The organism is Pantoea sp. C8B4 (genome assembly GCF_051336905.1).
Taxonomy (GTDB): Bacteria; Pseudomonadota; Gammaproteobacteria; order Enterobacterales; family Enterobacteriaceae; genus Pantoea; species Pantoea rwandensis_B.
In genome coordinates this window covers 192,624-215,311 of the sequence record NZ_JBGMNK010000007.1, presented here as the reverse complement: position 1 = coordinate 215,311, position 22,688 = coordinate 192,624, and the positions used below count along the sequence as shown (strand labels likewise).

General features: G+C 53.0%; 18 protein-coding genes. 5 read left to right on the top strand and 13 right to left on the bottom strand.

Features of this window, described 5'->3' with window-relative positions; translation table 11 throughout:
- Positions 1–64 precede the first annotated feature (64 nt).
- The 9 genes from bamA to rpsB form a co-directional block, all read right to left on the bottom strand.
- The gene (bamA, locus tag ACCW76_RS11440; RefSeq protein ID WP_034829474.1) at positions 65–2,476 is read right to left on the bottom strand and encodes an outer membrane protein assembly factor BamA; all 2,412 of its coding nucleotides are present in this window, start codon (positions 2,474–2,476) and stop codon (positions 65–67) included.
- Between the two features lie 51 nt (positions 2,477–2,527).
- Positions 2,528–3,877: a sigma E protease regulator RseP gene (rseP, locus tag ACCW76_RS11435; protein WP_436338581.1), complete on the bottom strand. Its 1,350-nt coding sequence runs from the start codon at positions 3,875–3,877 to the stop codon at positions 2,528–2,530.
- Between the two features lie 12 nt (positions 3,878–3,889).
- A complete protein-coding gene (gene cdsA / locus ACCW76_RS11430) occupies positions 3,890–4,747 on the bottom strand; it encodes a phosphatidate cytidylyltransferase (protein ID WP_038648924.1) in 858 nt (285 codons plus the stop codon).
- Between the two features lie 18 nt (positions 4,748–4,765).
- Positions 4,766–5,518 carry a (2E,6E)-farnesyl-diphosphate-specific ditrans,polycis-undecaprenyl-diphosphate synthase gene (gene ispU, locus ACCW76_RS11425; RefSeq protein ID WP_034829480.1) on the bottom strand — a complete coding sequence of 251 codons (753 nt, stop codon included), beginning with the start codon at positions 5,516–5,518 and terminating at the stop codon, positions 4,766–4,768.
- 166 nt (positions 5,519–5,684) lie between these two features.
- Entirely contained in the window at positions 5,685–6,887 is a 1,203-nt protein-coding gene (gene ispC, locus ACCW76_RS11420) for a 1-deoxy-D-xylulose-5-phosphate reductoisomerase (RefSeq protein WP_196250123.1), read from the bottom strand.
- A 238-nt stretch (positions 6,888–7,125) separates the two neighbouring features.
- A complete protein-coding gene (gene frr, locus ACCW76_RS11415; RefSeq protein ID WP_038648929.1) occupies positions 7,126–7,683 on the bottom strand; it encodes a ribosome recycling factor in 558 nt (185 codons plus the stop codon).
- Between the two features lie 143 nt (positions 7,684–7,826).
- Positions 7,827–8,552 (bottom strand): UMP kinase, encoded by a 726-nt coding sequence (gene pyrH, locus ACCW76_RS11410; RefSeq protein ID WP_034829488.1) that lies wholly within the window; start codon positions 8,550–8,552, stop codon positions 7,827–7,829.
- A gap of 154 nt (positions 8,553–8,706) precedes the next feature.
- Complete coding sequence (gene tsf, locus ACCW76_RS11405; RefSeq protein WP_045813809.1) at positions 8,707–9,558, bottom strand: translation elongation factor Ts; 852 nt, start codon at positions 9,556–9,558, stop codon at positions 8,707–8,709.
- Between the two features lie 181 nt (positions 9,559–9,739).
- Positions 9,740–10,459 (bottom strand): 30S ribosomal protein S2, encoded by a 720-nt coding sequence (gene rpsB, locus ACCW76_RS11400; RefSeq protein ID WP_038648935.1) that lies wholly within the window; start codon positions 10,457–10,459, stop codon positions 9,740–9,742.
- 320 nt (positions 10,460–10,779) lie between these two features.
- Between rpsB and map the strand changes: the two genes are divergently transcribed.
- The 5 genes from map (at position 10,780) to ACCW76_RS11375 (ending at position 16,856) form a co-directional block, all read left to right on the top strand.
- Positions 10,780–11,574: a type I methionyl aminopeptidase gene (gene map / locus ACCW76_RS11395; RefSeq protein WP_038648936.1), complete on the top strand. Its 795-nt coding sequence runs from the start codon at positions 10,780–10,782 to the stop codon at positions 11,572–11,574.
- A 67-nt stretch (positions 11,575–11,641) separates the two neighbouring features.
- Positions 11,642–14,296: a bifunctional uridylyltransferase/uridylyl-removing protein GlnD gene (gene glnD / locus ACCW76_RS11390; RefSeq protein WP_436338580.1), complete on the top strand. Its 2,655-nt coding sequence runs from the start codon at positions 11,642–11,644 to the stop codon at positions 14,294–14,296.
- 202 nt (positions 14,297–14,498) lie between these two features.
- A complete protein-coding gene (gene dapD, locus ACCW76_RS11385; RefSeq protein WP_436338579.1) occupies positions 14,499–15,323 on the top strand; it encodes a 2,3,4,5-tetrahydropyridine-2,6-dicarboxylate N-succinyltransferase in 825 nt (274 codons plus the stop codon).
- Positions 15,324–15,616: 293 nt separating this feature from the next.
- Positions 15,617–16,009 (top strand): DUF3461 family protein, encoded by a 393-nt coding sequence (locus ACCW76_RS11380; protein WP_034829501.1) that lies wholly within the window; start codon positions 15,617–15,619, stop codon positions 16,007–16,009.
- A 142-nt stretch (positions 16,010–16,151) separates the two neighbouring features.
- Positions 16,152–16,856: a FadR/GntR family transcriptional regulator gene (locus tag ACCW76_RS11375; protein WP_436338578.1), complete on the top strand. Its 705-nt coding sequence runs from the start codon at positions 16,152–16,154 to the stop codon at positions 16,854–16,856.
- Positions 16,857–16,864: 8 nt separating this feature from the next.
- On the opposite strand, the gene ACCW76_RS11370 is transcribed toward ACCW76_RS11375, so the two are convergent.
- The 4 genes from ACCW76_RS11370 to dgt all read right to left on the bottom strand — a co-directional run bounded on the left by ACCW76_RS11370 (position 16,865) and on the right by dgt (position 22,633).
- Positions 16,865–18,133: an alginate lyase family protein gene (locus tag ACCW76_RS11370; RefSeq protein WP_436338577.1), complete on the bottom strand. Its 1,269-nt coding sequence runs from the start codon at positions 18,131–18,133 to the stop codon at positions 16,865–16,867.
- 25 nt (positions 18,134–18,158) lie between these two features.
- On the bottom strand, positions 18,159–19,316 hold the full coding sequence (locus ACCW76_RS11365; RefSeq protein WP_038648948.1) for a CdaR family transcriptional regulator: 1,158 nt from the start codon (positions 19,314–19,316) through the stop codon (positions 18,159–18,161).
- Between the two features lie 241 nt (positions 19,317–19,557).
- Positions 19,558–21,003, bottom strand: a complete 1,446-nt coding sequence (gene degP / locus ACCW76_RS11360) for a serine endoprotease DegP (RefSeq protein ID WP_038648951.1) — start codon at positions 21,001–21,003, stop codon at positions 19,558–19,560.
- Between the two features lie 136 nt (positions 21,004–21,139).
- The gene (gene dgt / locus ACCW76_RS11355) at positions 21,140–22,633 is read right to left on the bottom strand and encodes a dGTPase (protein ID WP_038648953.1); all 1,494 of its coding nucleotides are present in this window, start codon (positions 22,631–22,633) and stop codon (positions 21,140–21,142) included.
- Positions 22,634–22,688 lie beyond the last annotated feature (55 nt).

Genomic DNA, 22,688 nt, shown 5'->3' with positions numbered 1-22,688 from the left:
CAGCGTGTCACGCCAGAGCGCGACACGGATGCAAGACGGTATTTTCACTTCCTTGTTCAGAGCCTTACCAGGTTTTACCAATGTTAAACTGGAACTGCTCTGACTTGTCTCCCTCGACTTTCTTCATCGGCTGAGCATATGAGAATACCAGCGGACCTAATGGCGACATCCATTGCAGCGCAATACCGGCAGAGACGCGAATGTTATTCGGATCGCTGTAGTCCGGAATGCCCGCCGCACGTGTTTCTGCGGTGTTCTGCCATTTGGTATCCCAGACAGTACCGGCGTCCATGAACACCGATGTACGGACTGAGTTAGCGTATTTCTCGCTCAGGAACGGCGTTGGCGTGATCAGCTCAAGGCTGGCAATTGCCATCGCGTTACCACCCACCGCATCATCTGACTTACAGACGCCATTGGCATCCGTCAGGTTACAGGTGGAGGAGTGATCGTTCAGATAAGCCGCTTTCGGACCAATGGTATTGGACTGGAAGCCACGAACCGTACTTGAACCACCGCCGTAGAAGTTCTCATAGAACGGCATCTCTTTTCCACCGAGCCCGTCACCATATCCGACACGGCCACGTCCCAGCACCACCCAGGTGCCATCACGGTTCAGTGGCACGTACTGCTGAGAATCCAACGTCGCTTTGTAGAAGGCGTTATCGGAACCTGGAATGGTCACTTTGCCGTTCAGGTTGGTACGGTTACCCCTGGTCGGGAAGAAACCGCGGTCCAGCGTGTTATATGTCCAACCGTAGTTGAAGGTGAAGTCATCTGCAGAGAAATCACCTTTATCATTCAACTCCTGATGACGGCCAACCGAGTCAAGATAACGCCACATCGCGATCTGTGGTTGCATGTTGGACAGGTCGTTATGTACGTAACCCAAGCCGACACGCAGCGTGTTGTTCTCGTTAACTGGGAAGCCTAACGTGCCATCAACACCATAACTTCTGTTGGTGTAATCGGACAGGTCAGCATCATTCGCTTTAAAGTCGTTGTAGAACAAACGACCACCCAGGCTGACACCATCGACCGTGAAGTACGGATCGGTCAGTGAGAATTCAGCATAGGTCTGATAATCGTTTTTAGTCCCGCTGATGCCAACGGTATTACCGGTACCGAGCCAGTTATCCTGGGTTACACCCACCTGGAAGCTGACGCCACTTTCAGTGCCGTAACCCACACCAAAGTTGAAGGTGCCGGTGTTACGCTCTTTCACTTTGTAAACCACATCGACCTGGTCCGGAGAACCTGGCACGCGCTGCGTGTCTACATCAACCGTTTCAAAGTAACCGGTGCGGTTCAGGCGTTCTTTACCCTGATCAACCAGGTCGCTGCCCAACCATGCGCCTTCCATCTGACGCATCTCACGGCGCAGTACGGAATCTTTCGACGTATCGTTACCTTCGAAGCGCACTTTACGCACGTAATAACGGTTACCGGCATCCACATTGATATGCAGTTTAACGGTTTTGTCTGCATCGTTAATTTCCGGCTGTGTCACCACACGCGGATAGGCATAGCCATAACGACCCAGCAGTTTTTTGATGTCGTCTTCCATCTGGGTGACTTTGGTGCCGTTGTACAGCTCACCCGATGGAATACGCGTCATCTTTTCGATTTCCGCAGAGTGACCCGCCATGCTGCCGTTCACGATAACGCCGGCAATCTTATACTGATCGCCTTCGTTGATGTTCACGGTGATGTAGATGCCTTTTTTATCTGGCGTCAGGCTCACCTGAGTGGAATCGATGTTGAAGCGCGCATAACCGCGATCCAGATAGAAGCTACGCAGAGTCTCAAGATCCCCGGCCAGCTTTTGTTTCTGGTATTTACGATCGCCTACCACGTTCCACCACGGCACTTCATCACGCAGTGAGAAGCGCGAGATCAATTCGTCAGAGCTAAAGGCTTTGTTACCAACGATGTTGATCTGCTGAATCTGAGCAGACACGCCTTCCTGGAAGACGAATTTCAGATCCACACGGTTACGGGGCAACGGTGTCGCAATCGCTTTCACGCTGGCGGTGTATTTACCGACGCTGTAGTAGAAGTCTTCCAGGCCCTTCTCAATCGAAGAAAGCGTGGTGCGGTCGAGTGCTTCACCGACGCGCACACCAGAAGCTTCAAGGTTCTGCTTCAGCTGATCTTCTTTCACCGCTTTGTTGCCGGAGAAAGTGATGCTGGCAATGGTCGGACGCTCTTTCACCTGAACAATCAGGGTTGTTCCATCACGCAGAACCTGAACATCTTCAAAGTTGCCGGTGGCGAACAGAGAGCGAATGGTGTTTCTGACGTCATCGTCAGAAATGGTATCACCGACACGTACGGGCATGCTGAGCAGAGCCGCGCCGACGGCGACTCGCTGGAGACCTTCGAAATGAATGTCCTTCACTACGAAATCGTCTGCACCGTAAACGGTGGCGCTGCTAAACAGCAGCGACGCTATGAGCAACTTTTTCATCGCCATCGTTGTTATGCGTTTTCCTAACACATCCCGCGCCTGTCCGCAGTCCAGCTATTACAGACGTGAGAAATCATTGAAAAGTGCAAGCCCCATTAATAACACCAGCAGAATTGAGCCAATGCGATAACTGAAGTCCTGAACTCGCTCGGACACCGGTCCACCTTTGATCTTTTCGATCGCCAGAAAGAGCAGATGTCCACCATCTAATACCGGCAGAGGGAACAGGTTGATGATCCCCAGATTGACGCTGATCAGCGCCAGGAACATCAGATAGTAAATCACCCCGTATTCCGCTGATAACCCTGCACCTTGCGCAATCGAAATTGGCCCGCTCAGATTATTCAGCTTCACATCCCCGGTAATCAACTTGCCCAGCATTGAGACCGTTAACTTCATCAGTTGCCAGGTTTTGACACTGGCTTCACAGATAGCGGCAAAGGGCCCATACTGCCTAACCGTTTTATACTCGTCCGGCAGCGGAATGACGCGCGGAATCACTCCCGCAAAGCCTTCCGCTTCATTGCCCGGTTTCGCTTCTGGCGTTAACGTCAACGCCACGAGTTCGCCGTTACGTTCCACATCCAGCGCCATGTTTTTGCGCGGATTATCGCGTACCTGCGCCGCAAAAGCCTGCCATTGTGTTAACGGCTGACCATCGACTTTAACGATCCTGTCGCCTGCTTGCAAACCGGCAGCGCTGGCCGGCGAATTTGCCTGCACTTCAGCTAAGGTCGTTTCGATTTGTGGCCCACGAGGACGAATCCCTAATGCCACAACCGGGTCCTGTTTATCCGGTTCGAACTGCCATTCGCGCAAATCGACCTGCTTCTGCTGCGTGGCATCTTCACCGAATTGCGAGACGGTAAGCGTGGTACTGCTGTCGCCGATTTTTCCGATCAGCGCCATGCGCACTGCATCCCAATCAGGCGTTTCGATACCATCTACCGCTTTAAGTTCCATGCCGGAGGTAATTTGCGCTTCAGCCGCGACGGAACCGTTCAGAATTTCGCCAACAACCGGACGTACACCGGGTACGCCGTGAATAAAGACGACCCAATAAGCGAAGACGGCAAAGATGAAGTTAGCAATGGGACCGGCCGCAATGATCGAAGCACGCTGCAGCACAGTTTTATTGTTGAAGGCCTGATGGCGGAGTTCAGCGGGAACGCTCTCTACGCGTTCGTCGAGCATTTTGACGTAGCCGCCGAGCGGGATCAGGGCAATGACGTATTCAGTGCCCTGACGGTCGCTACGACGCCACAACGCTTTGCCAAAGCCAATCGAGAAACGTTCGACTTTGACACCGCAGCGGCGGGCGACCCAAAAGTGGCCGAATTCGTGCACGGTGATAAGTACGCCAAGTGCCACGATAAAGGCGACAAAACTCCAGAGTATGCTCAACATTGTCGCTAATCCTCAGAGGGTGCGGAACACCAGCAGCAGCAGGCAGGCAAAAACCGGCACCGCAGCGGTCAGGCTGTCGATACGATCGAGGATACCACCGTGACCCGGAATCAAGTTACCGCTGTCTTTGATGCCCGCTTCACGTTTGAACATGCTCTCGGTCAAATCACCCAGTACCGAAGCCAGCGTAGCAATAACGGCACAGATAATCAGCGTACCCGGCGCCACAGAAAGCGGAGCCAGCAGCGCAAACAGCCAGGCGATAATCGCGGATGACAGCAGACCGCCAAAGAAGCCTTCCCAGGTTTTACCCGGTGACACTTTTGGCGCCAGCTTATGTTTACCAAACAAACGGCCAAACATGTAAGCGCCAGAATCTGCGCCCCAGACCAGCAGCATCACAAACAGCAGCCACCATGCTCCCGCAAAGTGATCGGTATCGTAATGATACTGGCGCAGCGCCATCATGCCCCAGAAGAAGGGAATCACGGTCAGGATGCCGAATAGCACGCGGAGTGGGCGCGAAGTGCGCCACAACGCCGCAGAGGCAGGATAAAACAGCACGAGAAACAGGGCGACAATCCACCATCCCAGCGCGGCCCAAAGTGAGCCTTCCATCTGGAACTGGTGCAGATTGCGTTGATAGGGTTGCAGAGTGAACAGCATCACTGAGAGCAATAGGCCGCATAGCACGGCGAGCCAGATACGCTGCTGACGTGTCTTCATACCCGCCAGCTGCCCCCATTCCCAGGCGGCAAGCATACAGATGATGATGGTGGTAATCGCAAATCCGGACAGCGGCAACCAAAACAGAGCAGCGATCACCAGCGGAATCAAAATAAGCGCGGTGATCAGACGAGACTTCAGCAAAGGTTACCCCCAGATTGCTCAGGCGCCGCCTGGTGCCGCGCCGCCAAAGCGTCGCTCCCGCGAAGAGAATGCATTCAGTGCACCTTCAAAAACGTGTTCATCAAAATCAGGCCAAAGAACATCGGTAAACCAAAACTCAGCATAGGCGATCTGCCACAGCAGGAAGTTGCTAATCCGATGCTCTCCCCCGGTCCTTATCACTAAATCCACCGGCGCCAGCTCCTGCATACACAGATAGGGAGCCAGACTTTCTTCGGTTATCTGGTCAGGACGTAATAAACCTTCCTGAACCTGTTCAGCCAGTTTTCTGGCACCCTGGATAATATCCCAACGGCCGCCATAGTTGGCAGCAATGTTGAGGGTGAGTCCATTATTTTGCTGAGTCAGTTCCTCGGCGCGACGAATGCGTTCCTGAATACGATTATTGAAACGACTAATATCGCCAATCACGCGCAGACGCACGTTGTGTTTGTGCAGGCTTTTGACTTCGCTGTCGAGCGCCCAGACAAACAATTCCATTAAGGCCGTCACTTCCTGTACCGGTCGGCTCCAGTTTTCACTGCTGAACGCATAGAGCGTGAGCGCTTCCAGTTTATGGCTGACCGCAAAGCTGACGGCCCGGCGTACTGATTTTACCCCGGCTTTGTGGCCTGAAATACGCAGTTTGCCCTGATTTTTTGCCCAGCGACCATTACCATCCATAATGATGGCCACGTGACGTGGCGTGCAGTACGACTCGTCATCGATTGTGTTGTGATTGTTGGACGACATAACGCGTAATAATTCCTTTCATCAGAAATGCTGTGGTTTCTGAATACATTGCGCCTGCGGCAAACCCCGGCATCGCTACCAGATGACATCGAAACAATGTCGGGCCGAAAAACGCGAGCGAGCGACTATACCATTTTCACCCTGAGCGAACAAATAGCGGGAAGTATCAACCTGCTAAACGAAAGCGTGGTAGCAATTCTGTGGCACAGATACGCGCTAACCGATCGATCTCCATCACATCCTCAATGCTGCCCGGTTCCTGGCACATCAGGGACGCCAGCACTTCGCTGTTGATGGCGGCGATGTCGGTAAAGCGAATCTGATGCTGCAGAAATGCCGCGACGGCCACTTCGTTTGCCGCATTCAGCGTGGTGGTGGCGGCCTGCCCTGTTGAGCAAGCATCGATTGCCAACTTCAGGCAGGGATAGCGCTCATAGTCCGGCTCTGCAAACGTCAGTGACTTCATTCGCGTGAAATCGAGTGGCGTTACGCCGGCCGAAATACGTGCTGGCCATGCCATGCTGTGCGCGATGGGGGTTCGCATATCAGGCGACCCCAGTTGCGCCAGCACACTGCCATCGCAGTAACGCACCATGGAGTGAATCACCGACTGCGGATGCAGGATGACTTCCATCTGTGCGTCAGTGGCATTAAATAGCCAGCGGGCTTCAATGTATTCAAGACCTTTATTCATCATGGTGGCCGAATCAACGGAGATTTTACGTCCCATTGACCAGTTCGGATGCGCACACGCTTGATCTGGCGACATAGCGGCTAAATCCGCTAATGGCGTGTCACGAAAAGGGCCACCCGATCCCGTAAGGAGAATAGAATCAATGCCATTCTCTCGCAGATCAGCGTACCCCAACTGATGCTGTATGGAAGCGGGTAAACTCTGAAAAATGGCGTTGTGCTCGCTGTCGACTGGCAACAGCTGCGCCTTGTGATGACGCACGGCCTCCATAAACAGGCGGCCGCACGTGACAAGTGACTCTTTATTCGCGAGTAAAACGGTTTTGCCAGCACGAATCGCGGCAAGCGTGGGTTGCAGCCCAGAGGCGCCAACAATAGCCGCCATCACCTGATCCACTTCATCGAGTGCAGCCAGCTCGCAAGCCGCCTGAACGCCGGAGAGCACTTCGGTAGGAAGATTCAATGCTCTCAGTCGCTCACGCAGCGCTTGTGCGGAGGCTTCATCAGACATCGCCGCATAGCGTGGGGTAAATTGCTGACACTGTTCAGCCATCAGCGCTACGTTTTGACCCGCCACCAGCGCGGTGACCTGGTACAGGTCTGGATTGGCTGCGATGACGGCCAGCGTGCTGGTACCAATCGAGCCGGTGGAACCCAGCAGAGTTAATCGCTTCATCATGCTATCCCTGTGACGTCGTGGATCGTGCCTGCAACAGCGCCAGGCACAATGTAAAACGCCGCCAGAGTCGCACAACGTCTCTGAACGGCGTTTTATACCCGTCATACTTCAAGCAGCAGGTGCGTTGGCTACGCTCATTCACCCCAGTCACTTACCTGAGTAAGCTCCTGGGAATTCATTCTCTTGCCGCCTTCCTGCACCCTGAATTATTTTGGGTATAGGTAATCTGATGGAATTAGAAATCCATCAGTTCCTTTTCTTTTTCGGCCAATGCGACATCAACATTTTTGATGTAGCCATCGGTCATTTTCTGGATCTCATCCTGCGAGCGACGTTCGTCGTCTTCGCTGATCTCTTTGTCTTTCAGCAGTGCTTTGATCTTGTCGTTAGCATCACGGCGCACATTACGAACAGAAACACGCCCCTGCTCCGCTTCACCACGCACGACCTTGATCAGATCTTTACGACGCTCTTCGGTCAGCGCTGGCAGTGGCACACGAATATCGGTACCTGCTGAGCTTGGGTTCAGACCCAGGTCAGATGCCATAATCGCTTTTTCAACGGCCGGGCTCAGTGAGCGGTCAAACACGTTGATTTTCAGCGTACGAGAATCTTCTACCGTGACGCTAGCCAGCTGACGCAATGGCGTAGGTGTACCGTAGTAAGGCACCATAATGCCGTCGAGCAGTGAAGGCGAAGCACGACCGGTGCGCACTTTGCTGATTTGGTTTTTGAATGCATCCACGCATTTTTCCATGCGCGTGTCGGCATCTTTTTTAATGTCGTTAATCACGTTAAAACCCTTGGATTCGGTTTGACCTGGCCATTTCCGGGCAACCCGGAAGTGGTATCGATAAACATCGATCATCCTGAAAGCTGCGCGATGCCACTGCATCGCGCCAACAGAATATACCTTATTTTATCTTGCGTCGGGTATTAATGCGTAATCAGAGTGCCTTCTTTTTCACCCATCACTACGCGACGCAGTGCGCCAGGCTTGTTCATATTGAAGACGCGGATCGGCAATTGATGGTCGCGAGCCAATGTAAAGGCCGCCAGATCCATCACTTTTAGCTCTTTATCCAGTACTTCGCCATAGGTCAGCTGTTCATACAGCGTCGCGTCCGGGTTTTTCACCGGATCATCTGAATAAACACCGTCAACTTTGGTGGCTTTCAATACCACATCGGCTTCGATTTCGATGCCACGCAGACAAGCGGCGGAGTCAGTGGTAAAGAACGGGTTGCCAGTACCGGCGGCGAAAATCACCACGCGGTTATTGCGCAGCAGGCTGATTGCTTCTGCCCAGCTGTAGTTATCACACACGCCATTCAGCGGAATCGCGGACATCAGACGCGCGTTAACATACGCACGGTGCAATGCGTCTCGCATTGCCAGACCGTTCATCACGGTTGCCAGCATACCCATATGATCGCCGACCACACGGTTCATGCCTGCCTGTGCCAGGCCAGCGCCACGGAACAGGTTACCGCCACCAATAACCACACCCACCTGGATGCCCAGCTCAACCAGCTCTTTCACCTCTTGCGCCATACGGTCAAGCACGCTCGCGTCAATACCAAAACCTTCGGCACCTTGCAGTGCTTCGCCACTCAGTTTTAGCAGGATACGTTGATATACAGGTTTTGCGTTGGTCGCCATGGTCAATTCTTCCTGGAAGATATGATGAATGAGAAGTTAAATCTGATCGATCATCCGCTTAGCGAACGAAAAAAGCTATTGGGATGAGACTGAAAAGTGGTCCACGCAAAACGCAGACAAAAAAGAACCGCCTTCCGGCGGTTCTTTCGGAGCATTAAGACTGTTTGGACATTGCAGCAACTTCTGCTGCGAAGTCAGCTTCAACTTTCTCGATGCCTTCGCCCACTTCGAAGCGGATGAAGTTAATCACGTCTGCGCCTTTCTCTTTCAGAGCCTGGCCAACAGTTTTGCTTGGATCGATAACGAAAGCCTGACCGGTCAGAGAAACTTCGCCGGTGAATTTCTTCATGCGGCCTTCAACCATTTTCTCTGCGATTTCTTTAGGCTTGCCAGACTGCATGGCGATGTCCAGCTGAACCTGGTACTCTTTCTCGACCACATCAGCAGACACGTCTTCTGGCTTAACGAATTCTGGCTTGCTTGCCGCAACGTGCATCGCAACTTGCTTGCTCAGCTCTTCATCAGCACCGGTGGTTGAAACCAGAACGCCGATACGTGCGCCGTGCTGGTAGCTGTTCAGCTGTGCACCTTCCAGGATAGCAACACGACGGATGTTGATGTTCTCACCGATTTTAGCAACCAGCGCTACGCGTTCTTCTTCGAACTGCGCTTTCAGAGCTTCAACATCAGTCACTTTACCTGCAGTGGCTGCATCCAGCACTTTGTCAGCGAAAGCCTGGAAACCAGCATCTTTAGCTACGAAGTCGGTCTGGCAGTTAACTTCCAGAATCACTGCGAAACCGTCAGCGATTTTGGTTTTGATCACGCCGTCAGCAGCCACGTTGCCTGCTTTCTTAGCGGCTTTGATCGCGCCAGATTTACGCATGTTCTCGATCGCCAGCTCGATGTCGCCGTTCGCTTCGGTCAGCGCTTTTTTGCAATCCATCATGCCTGCGCCAGTACGCTCACGCAGTTCTTTTACCAATGCAGCGGTAATTTCAGCCATTCCAGAATCCTCGATTCGTCTCTGTGTGCGTTAACACTGTCAGAAACTTGTTGCGGAAAATTTACTCTGCCCCGCTTACCCGAAAGAAGCGTGACAAACTTAGATAAATAAAAGGGGCCTGTGCGGCCCCCTTAACAGATAACATCTGATGTCTAAGGGCTCTTAGAAAGAGCGAACCTTATTAAGCTTCAGCAGCTTCTTCAGCCTGCTCAGCCAGATCCTGTGAACGGCCTTCGCGCACGGTAGTCGCAACAGCAGTCAGGTACAGGCTTACAGCACGGATCGCATCGTCGTTACCAGGGATAACGAAATCAACGCCATCTGGATCAGAGTTGGTATCAACGATAGCAAATACTGGGATACCCAGGTTGTTTGCTTCTTTGATTGCGATGTGTTCGTGGTCAGCGTCAACGACGAACAGTGCATCCGGCAGACCGCCCATATCTTTGATACCGCCCAGGCTGTTTTCCAGCTTGGCCAGTTCACGAGCACGCATCAGTGCTTCTTTTTTGGTCAGTTTGTCGAAAGTACCGTCCTGAGACTGAGTTTCCAGATCTTTCAGACGCTTGATTGACTGGCGAACAGTTTTCCAGTTGGTCAGCATACCACCCAACCAGCGGTGGTTAACGAAGAACTGGTCGCAGCTCAGAGCTGACTCTTTTACAGATTCGGCAGCAGCGCGCTTAGTACCAACGAAAAGGATTTTGCCTTTACGTGAAGAGATCTTCTGCAACTCAGCCAGAGCTTCGTTGAACATTGGTACAGTTTTCTCAAGGTTGATGATGTGAACCTTGTTACGAGCACCGAAGATGAATGGCTTCATTTTCGGGTTCCAGTAACGGGTCTGGTGACCAAAGTGAACACCAGCCTTGAGCATGTCGCGCATTGAAACAGTTGCCATGATTACCTCTAAAGTATGATTGGGGTTGGGCCTCCATGTATCCCATACAACCGACCTCTTTCAAGGCACCCCGGCGTATGTGTCGATACATGTGTGTTTTAGTACACATAATGAGTTTTATGCGTTTCCTGCCAGCCAACGAAACGAAGGTGACAGAGAATCGTCGGCGCGCTTTATACCATAATGCGCAGGAATACGCCAACAGTTGTTAGCAGCTTGAGCGAGGAGTCATCCCGATTTGGCAGCCTAATGACTGACTGCTAACATGACTGCCACAGAACTCATTATTGTCGAAAATGTCGGCAATTGCGGATTATTTAATGGCCATTTCAATCAAAACCCCTGAAGAAATCGAAAAAATGCGCGTGGCGGGCCGTCTGGCTGCTGAAGTGCTGGAAATGATCGCCCCGCACGTGGTGCCGGGTGTGACCACAGGTGAACTCGACCGTCTCTGCCACGATCACATCACGAATAAGCAGCAGGCTATCTCAGCCTGCCTTGGCTATCACGGCTTCCCGAAATCAGTGTGTATTTCGGTTAACGAAGTGGTGTGCCACGGCATCCCGAGCGATGATCGCGTATTAAAAGATGGCGATGTGGTCAACGTCGACGTCACCGTGATTAAAGACGAGTATCACGGCGATACCTCGAAGATGTTCATCGTCGGCAAACCGACTATTCAAGGCGAGCGCTTGTGCCGTGTCACCCAGGAAAGCCTCTACATTGCGCTGCGTCTGGTTAAACCGGGCATCCGCCTGCGTGAGTTGGGCCGTGCGATTCAGCAATATGTTGAAGCACAGGATTTCTCTGTGGTACGTGAATACTGCGGCCACGGCATCGGCAAAGGTTTCCACGAAGAGCCACAGGTGTTGCACTATGATGCCGATGACGGCGGCGTGGTGTTGCAGGCGGGGATGACTTTCACCGTTGAGCCGATGGTCAATGCCGGTGATTATCGTATCCGCACCATGAAGGATGGCTGGACCGTAAAAACCAAAGATCGCAGCTTGTCCGCGCAGTATGAGCATACTATTGTGGTGACAGAAAACGGCTGTGAGATTCTTACGCTGCGTGAAGATGACACCATTACTGCGGTGCTTGAAAACAACGCGTAACGTTCTTCAGGACAGTACCAGGCCGGCATAATGCCGGCCTTTTTTATGGCGCTTACGAGGCATGTCGATGAGTGGTAGCGTGACCGAAGCAGTACACAAAGGCCTGACTGATTCCCCCGCCAGCTGGCCCGATGAAGCCCTGACGCGTGACAAATTAAAACTCTATCTGGAGCAATTCCAGCAGCATCTCGGTATGGCCTTTGATGCCGGTACTGACGTTGAATCACTGATTGATGCCCGCACGCTATTTATCGATCGTCTGTTGCGCCGACTGTGGCGCTTCTACGGCTTCGATAAAATGAAAGAGATTGCGTTGGTTGCGGTGGGCGGCTATGGCCGTGGTGAACTGCATCCGCTCTCCGATATCGATGTCTTGATACTCAGCCGCCAGCCACTGGATGACGCGGCCGCGCAACGCACCAGCGAACTCCTGACGCTGATGTGGGATTTAAAACTCGAAGTTGGCCACAGTGTGCGCACGTTGGAAGAGTGCTTACTGGAGGGGTTGTCCGACCTTACTGTCGCCACCAACCTGATTGAATCACGCATGCTGACAGGCGATGTCGCCCTGTTCCTTGAGTTGCAGAAGAACATTTTCAGCGATGGCTTCTGGCCGTCCTCTCGCTTTTTTGCGGCAAAGATTGAAGAGCAACAGGAACGCCATCAACGCTACCACGGCACCAGCTACAATCTCGAACCCGATATCAAAAGCAGTCCCGGCGGCCTGCGCGACATTCACACCTTACAGTGGGTGGCGCGCCGCCACTTCGGTGCCACCACCATGGATGAGATGGTGGGGTTTGGCTTTATCACAGAGGCCGAGCGCAATGAAATTAATGAATGCCAGGAGTTCCTCTGGCGGATTCGCTTTGCGCTGCACTTAACGTTACCACGCTACGACAACCGCTTATTGTTTGATCGCCAGCTCACTGTGGCACAGCGGCTCAACTATCTCGGCGAAGGCAATGAGCCGGTTGAGCGCATGATGAAAGATTTTTACCGGGTGACGCGCCGCATTGGTGAGCTCAATCAGATGCTGCTGCAGCTGTTTGATGAAGCGATCCTCGCACTCTCCACCACCGAGAAACCGCGCAGCATTGATGATGATTTCCAGCTGCGCGGCAATTTGATCGATCTGCGTGACCCCACGCTGTTCGAACGTGAACCGCAGGCCATTCTGCGCATGTTCTATGTGATGGTACGTAATGAGAACATCACCGGCATTTACTCCACCACGCTACGTCACTTGCGCCATGCGCGTCGTCATCTGAAGCAGCCGCTGTGCCAGATTGCCGAAGCGCGTGAAACCTTCATGGCGATTCTGCGCCATCCGGGCGCGGTAAAGCGAGCGCTGGTGCCGATGCATCGCCACAGTGTCCTTTGGGCGTATACGCCGCTGTGGGGCAATATTGTCGGCCAGATGCAGTTTGACCTGTTCCATGCTTACACGGTGGATGAGCACACCATTCGCGTCCTGCAAAAACTGGAAAGCTTCGCCAACGAAGCCACGCGTCCGATGCACCCATTGTGTGTAGAACTCTGGCCGCGCTTGCCACAGATCGAACTGCTGCTAATGGCTGCCTTGTTGCACGATATCGCCAAAGGGCGCGGCGGTGACCACTCGATTCTGGGGGCGCAGGACGCGCTTGATTTTGCCGAATTGCATGGACTCAACTCGCGGGAAACGCAGTTGGTGGCCTGGCTGGTGCGCCATCATCTGTTGATGTCGGTCACCGCCCAGCGTCGCGATATTCAGGACCCAACGGTGATTCAGCAGTTCGCTGAAGTCATGCAGAATGAAAACCGCCTGCGTTATCTGGTGTGTCTCACCGTGGCCGACATCTGCGCCACCAACGAAAGCCTGTGGAACAGCTGGAAGCAGAGCCTGCTGCGTGAACTGTTCTTTGCGACCGAAAAACAGCTGCGTCGCGGCATGGAAAACAGCCCGGACTTGCGCGAACGCGTACGTCATCATCGCTTACAGGCCCTCGCGCTGTTGCGGATGGAAAACCTCAACGAAGAGCGCCTGCACCATATCTGGAGCCGCTGCCGTGCTGACTATTTCCTGCGTCACACGCCGAATCAGCTGGCATGGCACGCGCGTCATCTGATCGACCACGATCTCACCAAACCCCTGGTGCTGGTCAGCCCGCAGGCCACACGCGGTGGGACTGAAATCTTTATCTGGAGCCCGGACCGCCCTCACCTGTTTGCCGCAGTAGCCGGTGAACTGGACCGCCGAAACCTGAGCGTGCACGATGCCCAGATCTTTACCAGCCGCGACGGCATGGCGATGGATACCTTCATTGTGCTGGAGCCGGATGGCAGTCCGCTGGCCGCCGATCGTCATCCGATGATTATGCAGGCACTGGAGCAAGCGATTACCCAAACCGAGTGGGTGCCGCCGCGCACTCGTCGCCAGTCTGCACGACTTAAGCACTTCAGTGTCGATACCGAAGTGAATTTCCTGCCGACGCACACTGACCGTCGAAGTTATCTGGAATTGGTGGCGCTGGATCAGCCAGGCTTACTGGCGCGTGTAGGGGAAGTGTTTGCCGACCTCGGCGTTTCTCTGCACGGCGCGCGCATCAGTACGATTGGCGAACGAGTTGAGGATCTTTTCATCCTGGCGGACAGCGAACGGCGCGCACTTGATGTAGAAATGCGCAATGTGCTGCAACAACGGTTGACAGAGGCCCTCAATCCAAACGATAAACTGTGACCTGGCTTCCATCCTTAACGCTGCAGGTGCGTTGGCTTTATTGCCCGGCCCTTCCATGGGCCTCACCCCTGCGGGGCCAGCGCGAGCGCTGTTCAAAACACACCTCGTGTTTTGTCCTGCAACGTGAATGATGTTTGCCAGGCAATTTTACTATGTACGCTTTTTTGCGTGCATTCCGTTATGACAGAATCAGGAAAAAAACATGCAACAGTTACAGAGCGTTATCGAATCTGCCTTTGAGCGCCGCGCCGAGATCACACCAGCCAGCGTGGACAGCGCAACTCGTGAAGCCATTGAACAGGTTATCGGCCTGCTGGATAGCGGCGAACTGCGCGTGTCTGAAAAGATCAACGGAGAGTGGGTAACGCATCAGTGGCTGAAGAAAGCAGTGCTGCTGTCGTTCCGCATCAATGACAACCAGGTGATGGAAGGCGCAGAAACCCGTTTTTACGACAAAGTCCCAATGAAGTTCGCGAACTGGGATGAAGCACGCTTCAAAAATGCGGGCTTCCGCGTTGTCCCACCTGCTGCCGTGCGTCAGGGCGCGTTCATTGCACGTAACACCGTGCTGATGCCTTCTTACGTCAACATCGGCGCTTACGTTGATGAAGGCACCATGGTTGACACCTGGGCCACCGTAGGTTCTTGTGCGCAGATCGGTAAAAATGTTCACCTGTCTGGCGGCGTCGGCATCGGCGGTGTTCTGGAGCCACTGCAGGCTAACCCAACCATCATCGAAGACAACTGCTTCATCGGCGCACGTTCTGAAATCGTTGAAGGCGTGATCGTTGAAGAAGGTTCAGTAATCTCCATGGGCGTTTACATCGGTCAGAGCACCAAAATCTACGATCGTGAAACTGGCGAAGTGCATTACGGCCGCGTGCCAGCGGGTTCAGTGGTGGTATCGGGCAACTTGCCGTCTAAAGATGGTAGCTACAGCCTGTACTGCGCCGTGATTGTGAAGAAAGTGGACGCTAAAACGCTGGCGAAAACCGGCATCAACGAACTGCTGCGTACCATCGACTAAGTCAGACTTGAGTCAAAACACCCGCCAACGGGCCTGTATTCAGGCCCGTAATTTTTTCTTTACACTCTTGCCTTAACTACCTGCTTCGCGCCGCGAATTATCTGGTGCGTTTATTTTTCAAACAGTTCATAATCCGCGCCAGTTAACTCCGGTCGCGCACTGTTCATCCCGGTTTTTGTGTCTACAGTTGATTAAGTATGCCGTAAGCGTTCCGGTTGCTGCGTATCTGCCGCATCCCGAATGATGATGATAGTCCTGCGCGCTCACCCACTCTTAGATGGAATATAAACGCTATGTACGACAACCTGAAAAGCTTAGGTATCAGCTCTCCTGAAGACATCGACCGTTACAGCCTGCGTCAGGAAGCCAGTAACGACATTCTGAAAATCTATTTCCGCAAAGACAAAGGTGAATTCTTCGCCAAAAGCGTGAAATTCAAATACCCGCGTCAGCGTAAAACCGTTGTGGCCGATCACACCAGCCAGGGCTATAAAGAAGTACAGGAAATCAGCCCGAACCTGCGTTACGTGATCGATGAACTGGACCAGATCTGCCAGCGCGATCAGGTTGAAGTTGATCTGAAGCGCAAAATCCTCGCCGATCTGCGTCATCTGGAAAACGTGGTATCGAATAAGATCGCTGAAATTGAATCCGATCTGGATCAACTGACCCGCAACGGTCGTTAATTTCCCTCCGCGTTCCCAGGGCCAGCTTATGCTGGCCTTTTTTTTGCCTTATTTCAGTTTTATCTGGGCCTGTTTCACCTATCTGAATCCATAATCCCTGGCTAGTATCGGGTTATGTCTGACTTCAGGTATAACAAAAACTATGCAATTCGCAGCCATCACCTCAGGACAGCGCGGTCTGGATGTTCATATCGCCGGTGACCTCGCGCAAAAAATTCTCTCAGGAACGCTTAAAGCCGGTGATGTTCTGCCCAGTGAAGTGGAACTGTGCAGCCACTTTGGCGTCAGCCGAACGGCCGTGCGTGAGGCGCTCAAACTGCTCTCTTCGAAGGGATTAATAGAATCGCGCCCCAAACTCGGCACACACGTGCGCGACCGTACATACTGGAATCTGCTTGATGTGCAGCTGCTGGAATGGATGCAGGGCATCGAATCTACAGCAGAAATGTATCAACAGTTTCTGGCCTTCCGTGAGGCTATCGAACCGCAGGCTGCCAGACTGGCTGCGCTACACGCCACGCAGGCACAACGCACCGAACTTTCTCAATTATTTCGCGAAATGATCGCTGTTTGCGCGGCGAGTAAATTCGATCTTGCTCGCTGGCTGGAGGCAGACAGTGCCTTTCATCGCCTGATCTTTCACTCAACGGACAACTGTTTTTACATTCCGTTAGGTAATTTGCTGGAAACCATCTTTAAATGCTTCTTTACCTGGCCTTCCAGCGCGCAGGATATTTTTTTGGACGAACACCGTAAGATTTATGAAGCGATCATGATTGGCGATGCCGATGCTGCGCACAGGGCGTCGATGAGTCTAATGCTTAACAGCACGCAGCCTCGGATATAACCTTCCCATCACCGATACGTGGGTGGCCGCGATAACAACCACACATCACGCAGTGCTTCTCTTTCCGCACCGCGCGCTTCTGGGCTGGTATTGGCCGTCGATTGCGTTTCGATCGCGCGATGGATCCAACGCTGATAGCGGTCGCTGTTCAGGCTGTTATCGGTAAGCTTGAGAAGCGGAATCAAGCGCAGAGTGACACGATCGCGATTTTTCCATGGCCAGGTTTTGCTGCCATCACTGAAAGGTGCCATGTAATCCAGCGCACTCAACAGCGAACCACCCTGCTGATGATAGTGCCAGAGATCGCCGGTTCCGCTTCGCTGTGACAACTGCGCAAGGCTCGTCAGTGCCTGCAAATTGAAATAGCTATAATGGAACGAGCGCGTGCGTGCCAGTTCCAGTGGCTGCGTTCCGTCCGCACGAATTTGTCCGGCAATTTTATCCTGAGCTAAAACCACCATCTGCTGAATGACCTGAGGTTGATGCAAATACCACGCGATGCCCGCCACCTGAGCCGCATACCAGCTGCCATGGTTATTAGGCGCATCACGCTCGCCTTGTGCCAACTGACTGTGCAATAGCCAGTCGAGATAATCGCTAAACCATGCCTGCAGTGCAGCCTGATCCTGTTGGCGCCAGCCGGGCGAATCCTGCAGTAGCTGCAGTGCATCCACTATGCGCGTGGCAAAGTAGCGCCCATCCAGCACACCAGTGTGGCGGCCCTCCGCCTTACCCGGCACGCCCTGAGCATAATTAAGATTGGGATTCATGCGGGTGGCGGCATCGATAAACCAGCTGCGAATCATCGATTGGGCTTTGGCTGCATAACGGGTTTCGCCGGAGAAATACCAGGCAAGCGCCAATGCCTGCACATCTGCGGTGAAACGAGCCAGACGCACACCATCGCTTTGATCGTTTTTACTCGCCGGATTGACCGCACCATCACGACGTTCCCATGGCAAGCCATTGGGCTTGTCGGGATTCGGCCACCAGTAAGCACTCAGGCTGAGATAATCATGGCGGGAACCGCTGGGAGGTAACATCCCTTTCTGCGTCACGCTGGGATTGGGCTGTTTCAGCGCGCGATCGGCAGCCTGCTTGAGTTGCTGCCACGCCTCCTCAGTCTGTGGCGCAGCCTGATGATTTTGCAGCGCAGTTCGCGTCTGTTGCATCTCTTCGCCAGATAAAAAGGCCAGCGAAACGGCTTTGGCATGACAGGTCGCGGTCAACAGCAAGCCGGCCAACAGCCAGACCAGGCGAACATTCAATCGGGACATCTTCCTCTCCTGGCCATGCTAAGGGTTAGCTCTGTTCATCCAGTTGCAGCGCCACATACAGCAGCAATCGATCGTCAAAATTGCCGAGGTTCAATCCGGTCAGCTCGGAGATGCGGTTCAGGCGATACTCGAGCGTATTACGATGGATAAACAGTGCGCGTGCCGTGGCGCTTGGCTGCACGTTATGACTGAACCACGCCACCAGCGTACGCCGCAATAATCCATTATTATCATTGGCTTTGAGTTTCGCCAACGGGCGCGCCAGTTCATTCGCTTGCCAGCCACCGCGCAGGCTATCCAGCAGTACGGGGAGCACCAAATCCTGATAGAAGAAGCTGCGCTGTTCCGGCATGCGCTGTTTACCCACCATCATGGTGGTGCGCGCCGTACGGTAGGAACGCGCAATACTGCCGGGACCGGTAAAGAAATTACCCAGCGCGATGCGCATTCGCACCTGCCCACTCTCTTTCATACGCTGTAATAACTGATCCACGCGACGGCGATGATCGTCTTGATCGTAACGGCCGTGGGCGTTGAGCGCCGGTTTCAACACCACCATTTCAGTGAGTGAGACGATAGCAATCAGGTTGTCACGATCCGGCGTTGTCAGCAGTGTTTGTAACTGCTGCAATTCCGACATCGCACTGTCAACGCCAAGCTGGCCGCTGTCGACTTCCACCACCGCCACCACGCGCGGTTGATTGAGATCGATGCCCAGGCGCTGCGCCCACTCGCTCAACGCCGGTGAAAGCGTATCGCTACGAATCAGGTTCAGCACCAGCTCTTCGCGCAAACGGCTATCCTGCGCCAGCATGTGCAACAGCCGCGCTTGTTCCAGCATCATTTCGGCGGTCATACACACCAGTTCACCGTAGTGACGCAGCGCTGCCGGCTGGCCGGTCAGGCCAATTACACCGACAATCTCACCATCAATACGCAACGGCAGGTTGATGCCAGGACGCACGCCGTGCAGATGTTTCGCCACGGCCTCATCAATGTCCACTACCCTTCCCTGCGATAACACCAGCAGCGCACCTTCGTGCAATTCGCCAATACGCTCACGATCGCCGCTGCCAATAATGCGGCCGCGTGCATCCATCACGTTGACATTACTGTCAATAATTTGCATGGTGCGGGCAACAATATCCTGAGCCAGTCGCGCATCGAGATGATAGGTGGCCATCAATCACTCCAGAGAAAGGGAAGAATTGACAGAATACGCATCCCACGCACGCCTGGCATTGTGCAACTGCACATAGCCGGATAGAGAATACGGGAATTGCGGTAGGCGTCACATTGCGAAACGGACATCTGCACAATGTGGACCACACTAAAATGGTGTTGATGCTAGCCAATGGCGCAGTTCTGCCTGACAAAAACAAAAAAGGCGAGCCGAAGCTCGCCTGTACTCAATTATCTAAGACTTACTGCATCAGCAGATAGAGGCTGCTGTCACCACGCTGCACGTTCAGGGCCAGCACAGACGGTTTGGTGTCGAGAATTTTGCGCAGTTCACCAAGGTTGGCAATCGCCTGCTGGTTAACGCCCATAATCACATCACCTTTCTTCAGACCAATACGCGCTGCAGCACTGCCCGCCTTCACATTATCCACGCGCACGCCTTTCTGGCCGTTGCTGTCGATGTTGCTCAGGTCGGCACCTTCAATGCCGGTGTAGATAGTGGCGGACTGCACTTTTTCCTGCGAACTCTGCTGCAGTTCAACCGTGATAGTCACCGGTTTACCGTCACGTAACAGACCCAGCTGCAGTTTGGTGCCCACTGGCAGTGAGCCCACTTCTGCACGCAGCGCGGCAAAACTGGTCAACGGTTTGCCATTCATCGACACCACGACATCGCCAGCTTTCACACCCGCTTTTGCCGCTGCTGAGTTAGGCAGAACCTGGCTAACAAAGGCACCACGCTGGGCATCGACTTTCATCGCTTTCGCCAGCTCCGAGTTTAACTCGGTACCCATAATACCCAGCTCGCCACGCTTAACCTGGCCATACTCGATCATCTGCGCCGTCAGGTTTTTCACCATCGCACTTGGGATAGCAAAGCCAATACCGATATTGCCGCCGTCTGGTGCCAGAATCGCGGTGTTAATCCCGATCAGCTCACCGTTCAGGTTCACCAGCGCACCACCAGAGTTACCACGGTTGATGGCGGCATCGGTCTGGATAAAGTTCTCGTAGTTCTCGACGTTAAGGCCGCTACGACCCAGTGCAGAAACAATACCGGAGGTCACCGTTTCACCGAGGCCATACGGGTTACCTATCGCGACCGTGTAATCACCGACGCGTAAGTCATCGGAATCAGCGATCTTAATCGCCGTCAGGTTCTTCGCGTCCTGCAGTTGAATCAGAGCGATATCAGACTGCGGATCTTTACCAATCACTTTGGCGTCATAGCGACGGCCATCGCTCAGCTGCACCTGAATTTTGGTGGCGTTATCCACCACATGGTTGTTGGTGACGACATAGCCTTTATCGGCATTAATCACGACACCCGAACCGAGTGCACGGAATTTTTGCTGTTGGGTGTTGGCGCCGCCGTTGTCACCGCCCTGGCTACCATCACCGCCGCCCTGGCACATTGGCGAGCTTTGGAATGGCGAACCGTCCTGGCAGAATGGCGAGTTATCACCAAAAAATTGCTGGAATTGCTGCGGCATGCGTGGGGTTTTCACCGTGGTGCTGCCTTCAACGCTAATACTCACCACGGAAGGCATCACTTTTTCCAGCATCGGCGCCAGGCTTGGCAACTGTTGGTTCGAGGAGGAAGCACTTTCCGCCGCGAAACTGACAGGGCTCAATGCCATGCCCAGACTAAGCGCCAGCGCACTTAACATTAATGTGCTTTTTTTCATTTGTCTGTGTCTCTCTAAGATTTACGGCCAGACCATTGCTGTGGTCGTGATGGTGAGATTAAGTTTTTAGCGCGAAGTTCCTAATGAAGTTTTGGGCAAAGGTAAAAATTTATTCTTCATCTTTACAAAACTCAGCTTATTCCACGGCCATCAAACGACGATACTCATCCCAGGCATAATTGTCTGTCATCCCGCTGATATAGTCCTGAATCAACCGCGAACGATAATAACGCTCCCACAACAAGCGTTGATATTTATGCTCGACAATCAGTGCCCGCATCTGCTGCTGATAAGCTTTTCGATGTTTTCCTGAAAGCTTATGAAACAGTCGCGTTTCAATCGGATATTTCGGCAGAAAATCGTCGTTCATCAGCGTAGTAAATTGTTCATAATCCAGCAACATTAATGACTGATAGATTTCCAGCAGCCCTTTTATCACCCGATAACCTTGTAATTCGAGCTGTTCAACCTCTGGATGATTAAATACCTGCTGGCGCGCCACGGTTTTAAATAATTTCAACAGACGGCCTTCATCACCGTCATCTTCCAGCAGCGCATGATTGAAGTTCCCTTCAAAAATAGCTGGAAGGTTATCGACAAAACGGCGCACGGCATGGCTAACCAACACATTTTGCACGTTAACTCGTAAGGACATGAAAAATTGATCGCTCAGGCTACGGCGTTTTTTCTGGTTGGCTTCTTTCCATGCCTCGCTCACTGTGCGACTGAACGCATCACCACTATTTACCGTCCCCCAGGCTTTAAGCAGAGACTTATACAAGGTCTCAACATCAAAAATGTCTTTTTCGACCGCATCATCTAAATCGGCAATACAGTATGAGATATCGTCAGCGGCTTCCATAATCCAGGTGAGTGGATAGCGATGATGCTCTTTAATATGGGTGGCTGCGCGTAAGTCAGCCACATATTCACGCTCGGACAAATAAAAACCCGGCTTTTTCATCAGCACGCTAAATTCTGCCGGCTTATCGCCCTGCCACCATGCGGGGGCGGTATATTTTAAAATACAGGCCACTTGCGCATAGCTAAGATTGAGCTGCAGCAGCGTATGCACCAGGCGAATCGCCTGTGCATTGCCTTCGAAGTGGCACAAATCCTGACGAATCATTGCATTTAGCTGGTTAAAATCGGCGCGCTGATGCTCATCTGCCACGCCCGCCACCAGCGGGTCAACGAGTTCAAGAGGCAGATTGTCGTCAAACCAGTCATTGATGGCGGCTTCACCAAAGTGACCAAACGGCGGATTACCCACGTCATGCAGCAGGCAGGCCATCTCGATCAGACTCTCAAACGCGCCTTCAAACTCATCCAGCCCGTAATGTGCCAGTCCGCCGCCCTGCGTTTTCAGGTATTGCAGGATCTCTTTGGTGATATAGCGCCCGGTTTGCTGCACTTCCAGCGAGTGGGTCAAACGTGACCGCACCGCTGCATTACGCTCCAGTGGAAATACCTGAGTCTTTTGTTGCAGACGGCGGATCGCGGCAGAATTGATGATGCGGCCACGGTCACTCTCAAAGTGCCGTGTAATAAAGTATTCGCCCTCAGGATCTTTGCGGCTGGTATAAGGGCGGGTGAAACTGATCTTATTTTTGAAATTGATCGGCGCCATCATTACCCCTTATTTTTTGGTGAATTCATCCTCTGCCAGCCATGGTAGACTATGC

What these genes read in the sequence shown, in the direction of transcription:
- rseP (WP_436338581.1), bottom strand. Translation starts at nt 3,877, where the DNA reads ATGTTGAGCATACTCTGGAGTTTTGTCGCCTTTATCGTGGCACTTGGC.
- glnD (WP_436338580.1), top strand. Translation starts at nt 11,642, where the DNA reads ATGAGTGGTAGCGTGACCGAAGCAGTACACAAAGGCCTGACTGATTCC.
- ACCW76_RS11375 (WP_436338578.1), top strand. Translation starts at nt 16,152, where the DNA reads ATGCAATTCGCAGCCATCACCTCAGGACAGCGCGGTCTGGATGTTCAT.
- ispU (WP_034829480.1), bottom strand. Translation starts at nt 5,518, where the DNA reads ATGTCGTCCAACAATCACAACACAATCGATGACGAGTCGTACTGCACG.
- degP (WP_038648951.1), bottom strand. Translation starts at nt 21,003, where the DNA reads ATGAAAAAAAGCACATTAATGTTAAGTGCGCTGGCGCTTAGTCTGGGC.
- pyrH (WP_034829488.1), bottom strand. Translation starts at nt 8,552, where the DNA reads ATGGCGACCAACGCAAAACCTGTATATCAACGTATCCTGCTAAAACTG.
- ACCW76_RS11370 (WP_436338577.1), bottom strand. Translation starts at nt 18,133, where the DNA reads ATGTCCCGATTGAATGTTCGCCTGGTCTGGCTGTTGGCCGGCTTGCTG.
- tsf (WP_045813809.1), bottom strand. Translation starts at nt 9,558, where the DNA reads ATGGCTGAAATTACCGCTGCATTGGTAAAAGAACTGCGTGAGCGTACT.
- map (WP_038648936.1), top strand. Translation starts at nt 10,780, where the DNA reads ATGGCCATTTCAATCAAAACCCCTGAAGAAATCGAAAAAATGCGCGTG.
- rpsB (WP_038648935.1), bottom strand. Translation starts at nt 10,459, where the DNA reads ATGGCAACTGTTTCAATGCGCGACATGCTCAAGGCTGGTGTTCACTTT.
- bamA (WP_034829474.1), bottom strand. Translation starts at nt 2,476, where the DNA reads ATGGCGATGAAAAAGTTGCTCATAGCGTCGCTGCTGTTTAGCAGCGCC.
- dapD (WP_436338579.1), top strand. Translation starts at nt 14,499, where the DNA reads ATGCAACAGTTACAGAGCGTTATCGAATCTGCCTTTGAGCGCCGCGCC.
- ispC (WP_196250123.1), bottom strand. Translation starts at nt 6,887, where the DNA reads ATGAAGCGATTAACTCTGCTGGGTTCCACCGGCTCGATTGGTACCAGC.
- ACCW76_RS11365 (WP_038648948.1), bottom strand. Translation starts at nt 19,316, where the DNA reads ATGGCCACCTATCATCTCGATGCGCGACTGGCTCAGGATATTGTTGCC.
- dgt (WP_038648953.1), bottom strand. Translation starts at nt 22,633, where the DNA reads ATGGCGCCGATCAATTTCAAAAATAAGATCAGTTTCACCCGCCCTTAT.
- ACCW76_RS11380 (WP_034829501.1), top strand. Translation starts at nt 15,617, where the DNA reads ATGTACGACAACCTGAAAAGCTTAGGTATCAGCTCTCCTGAAGACATC.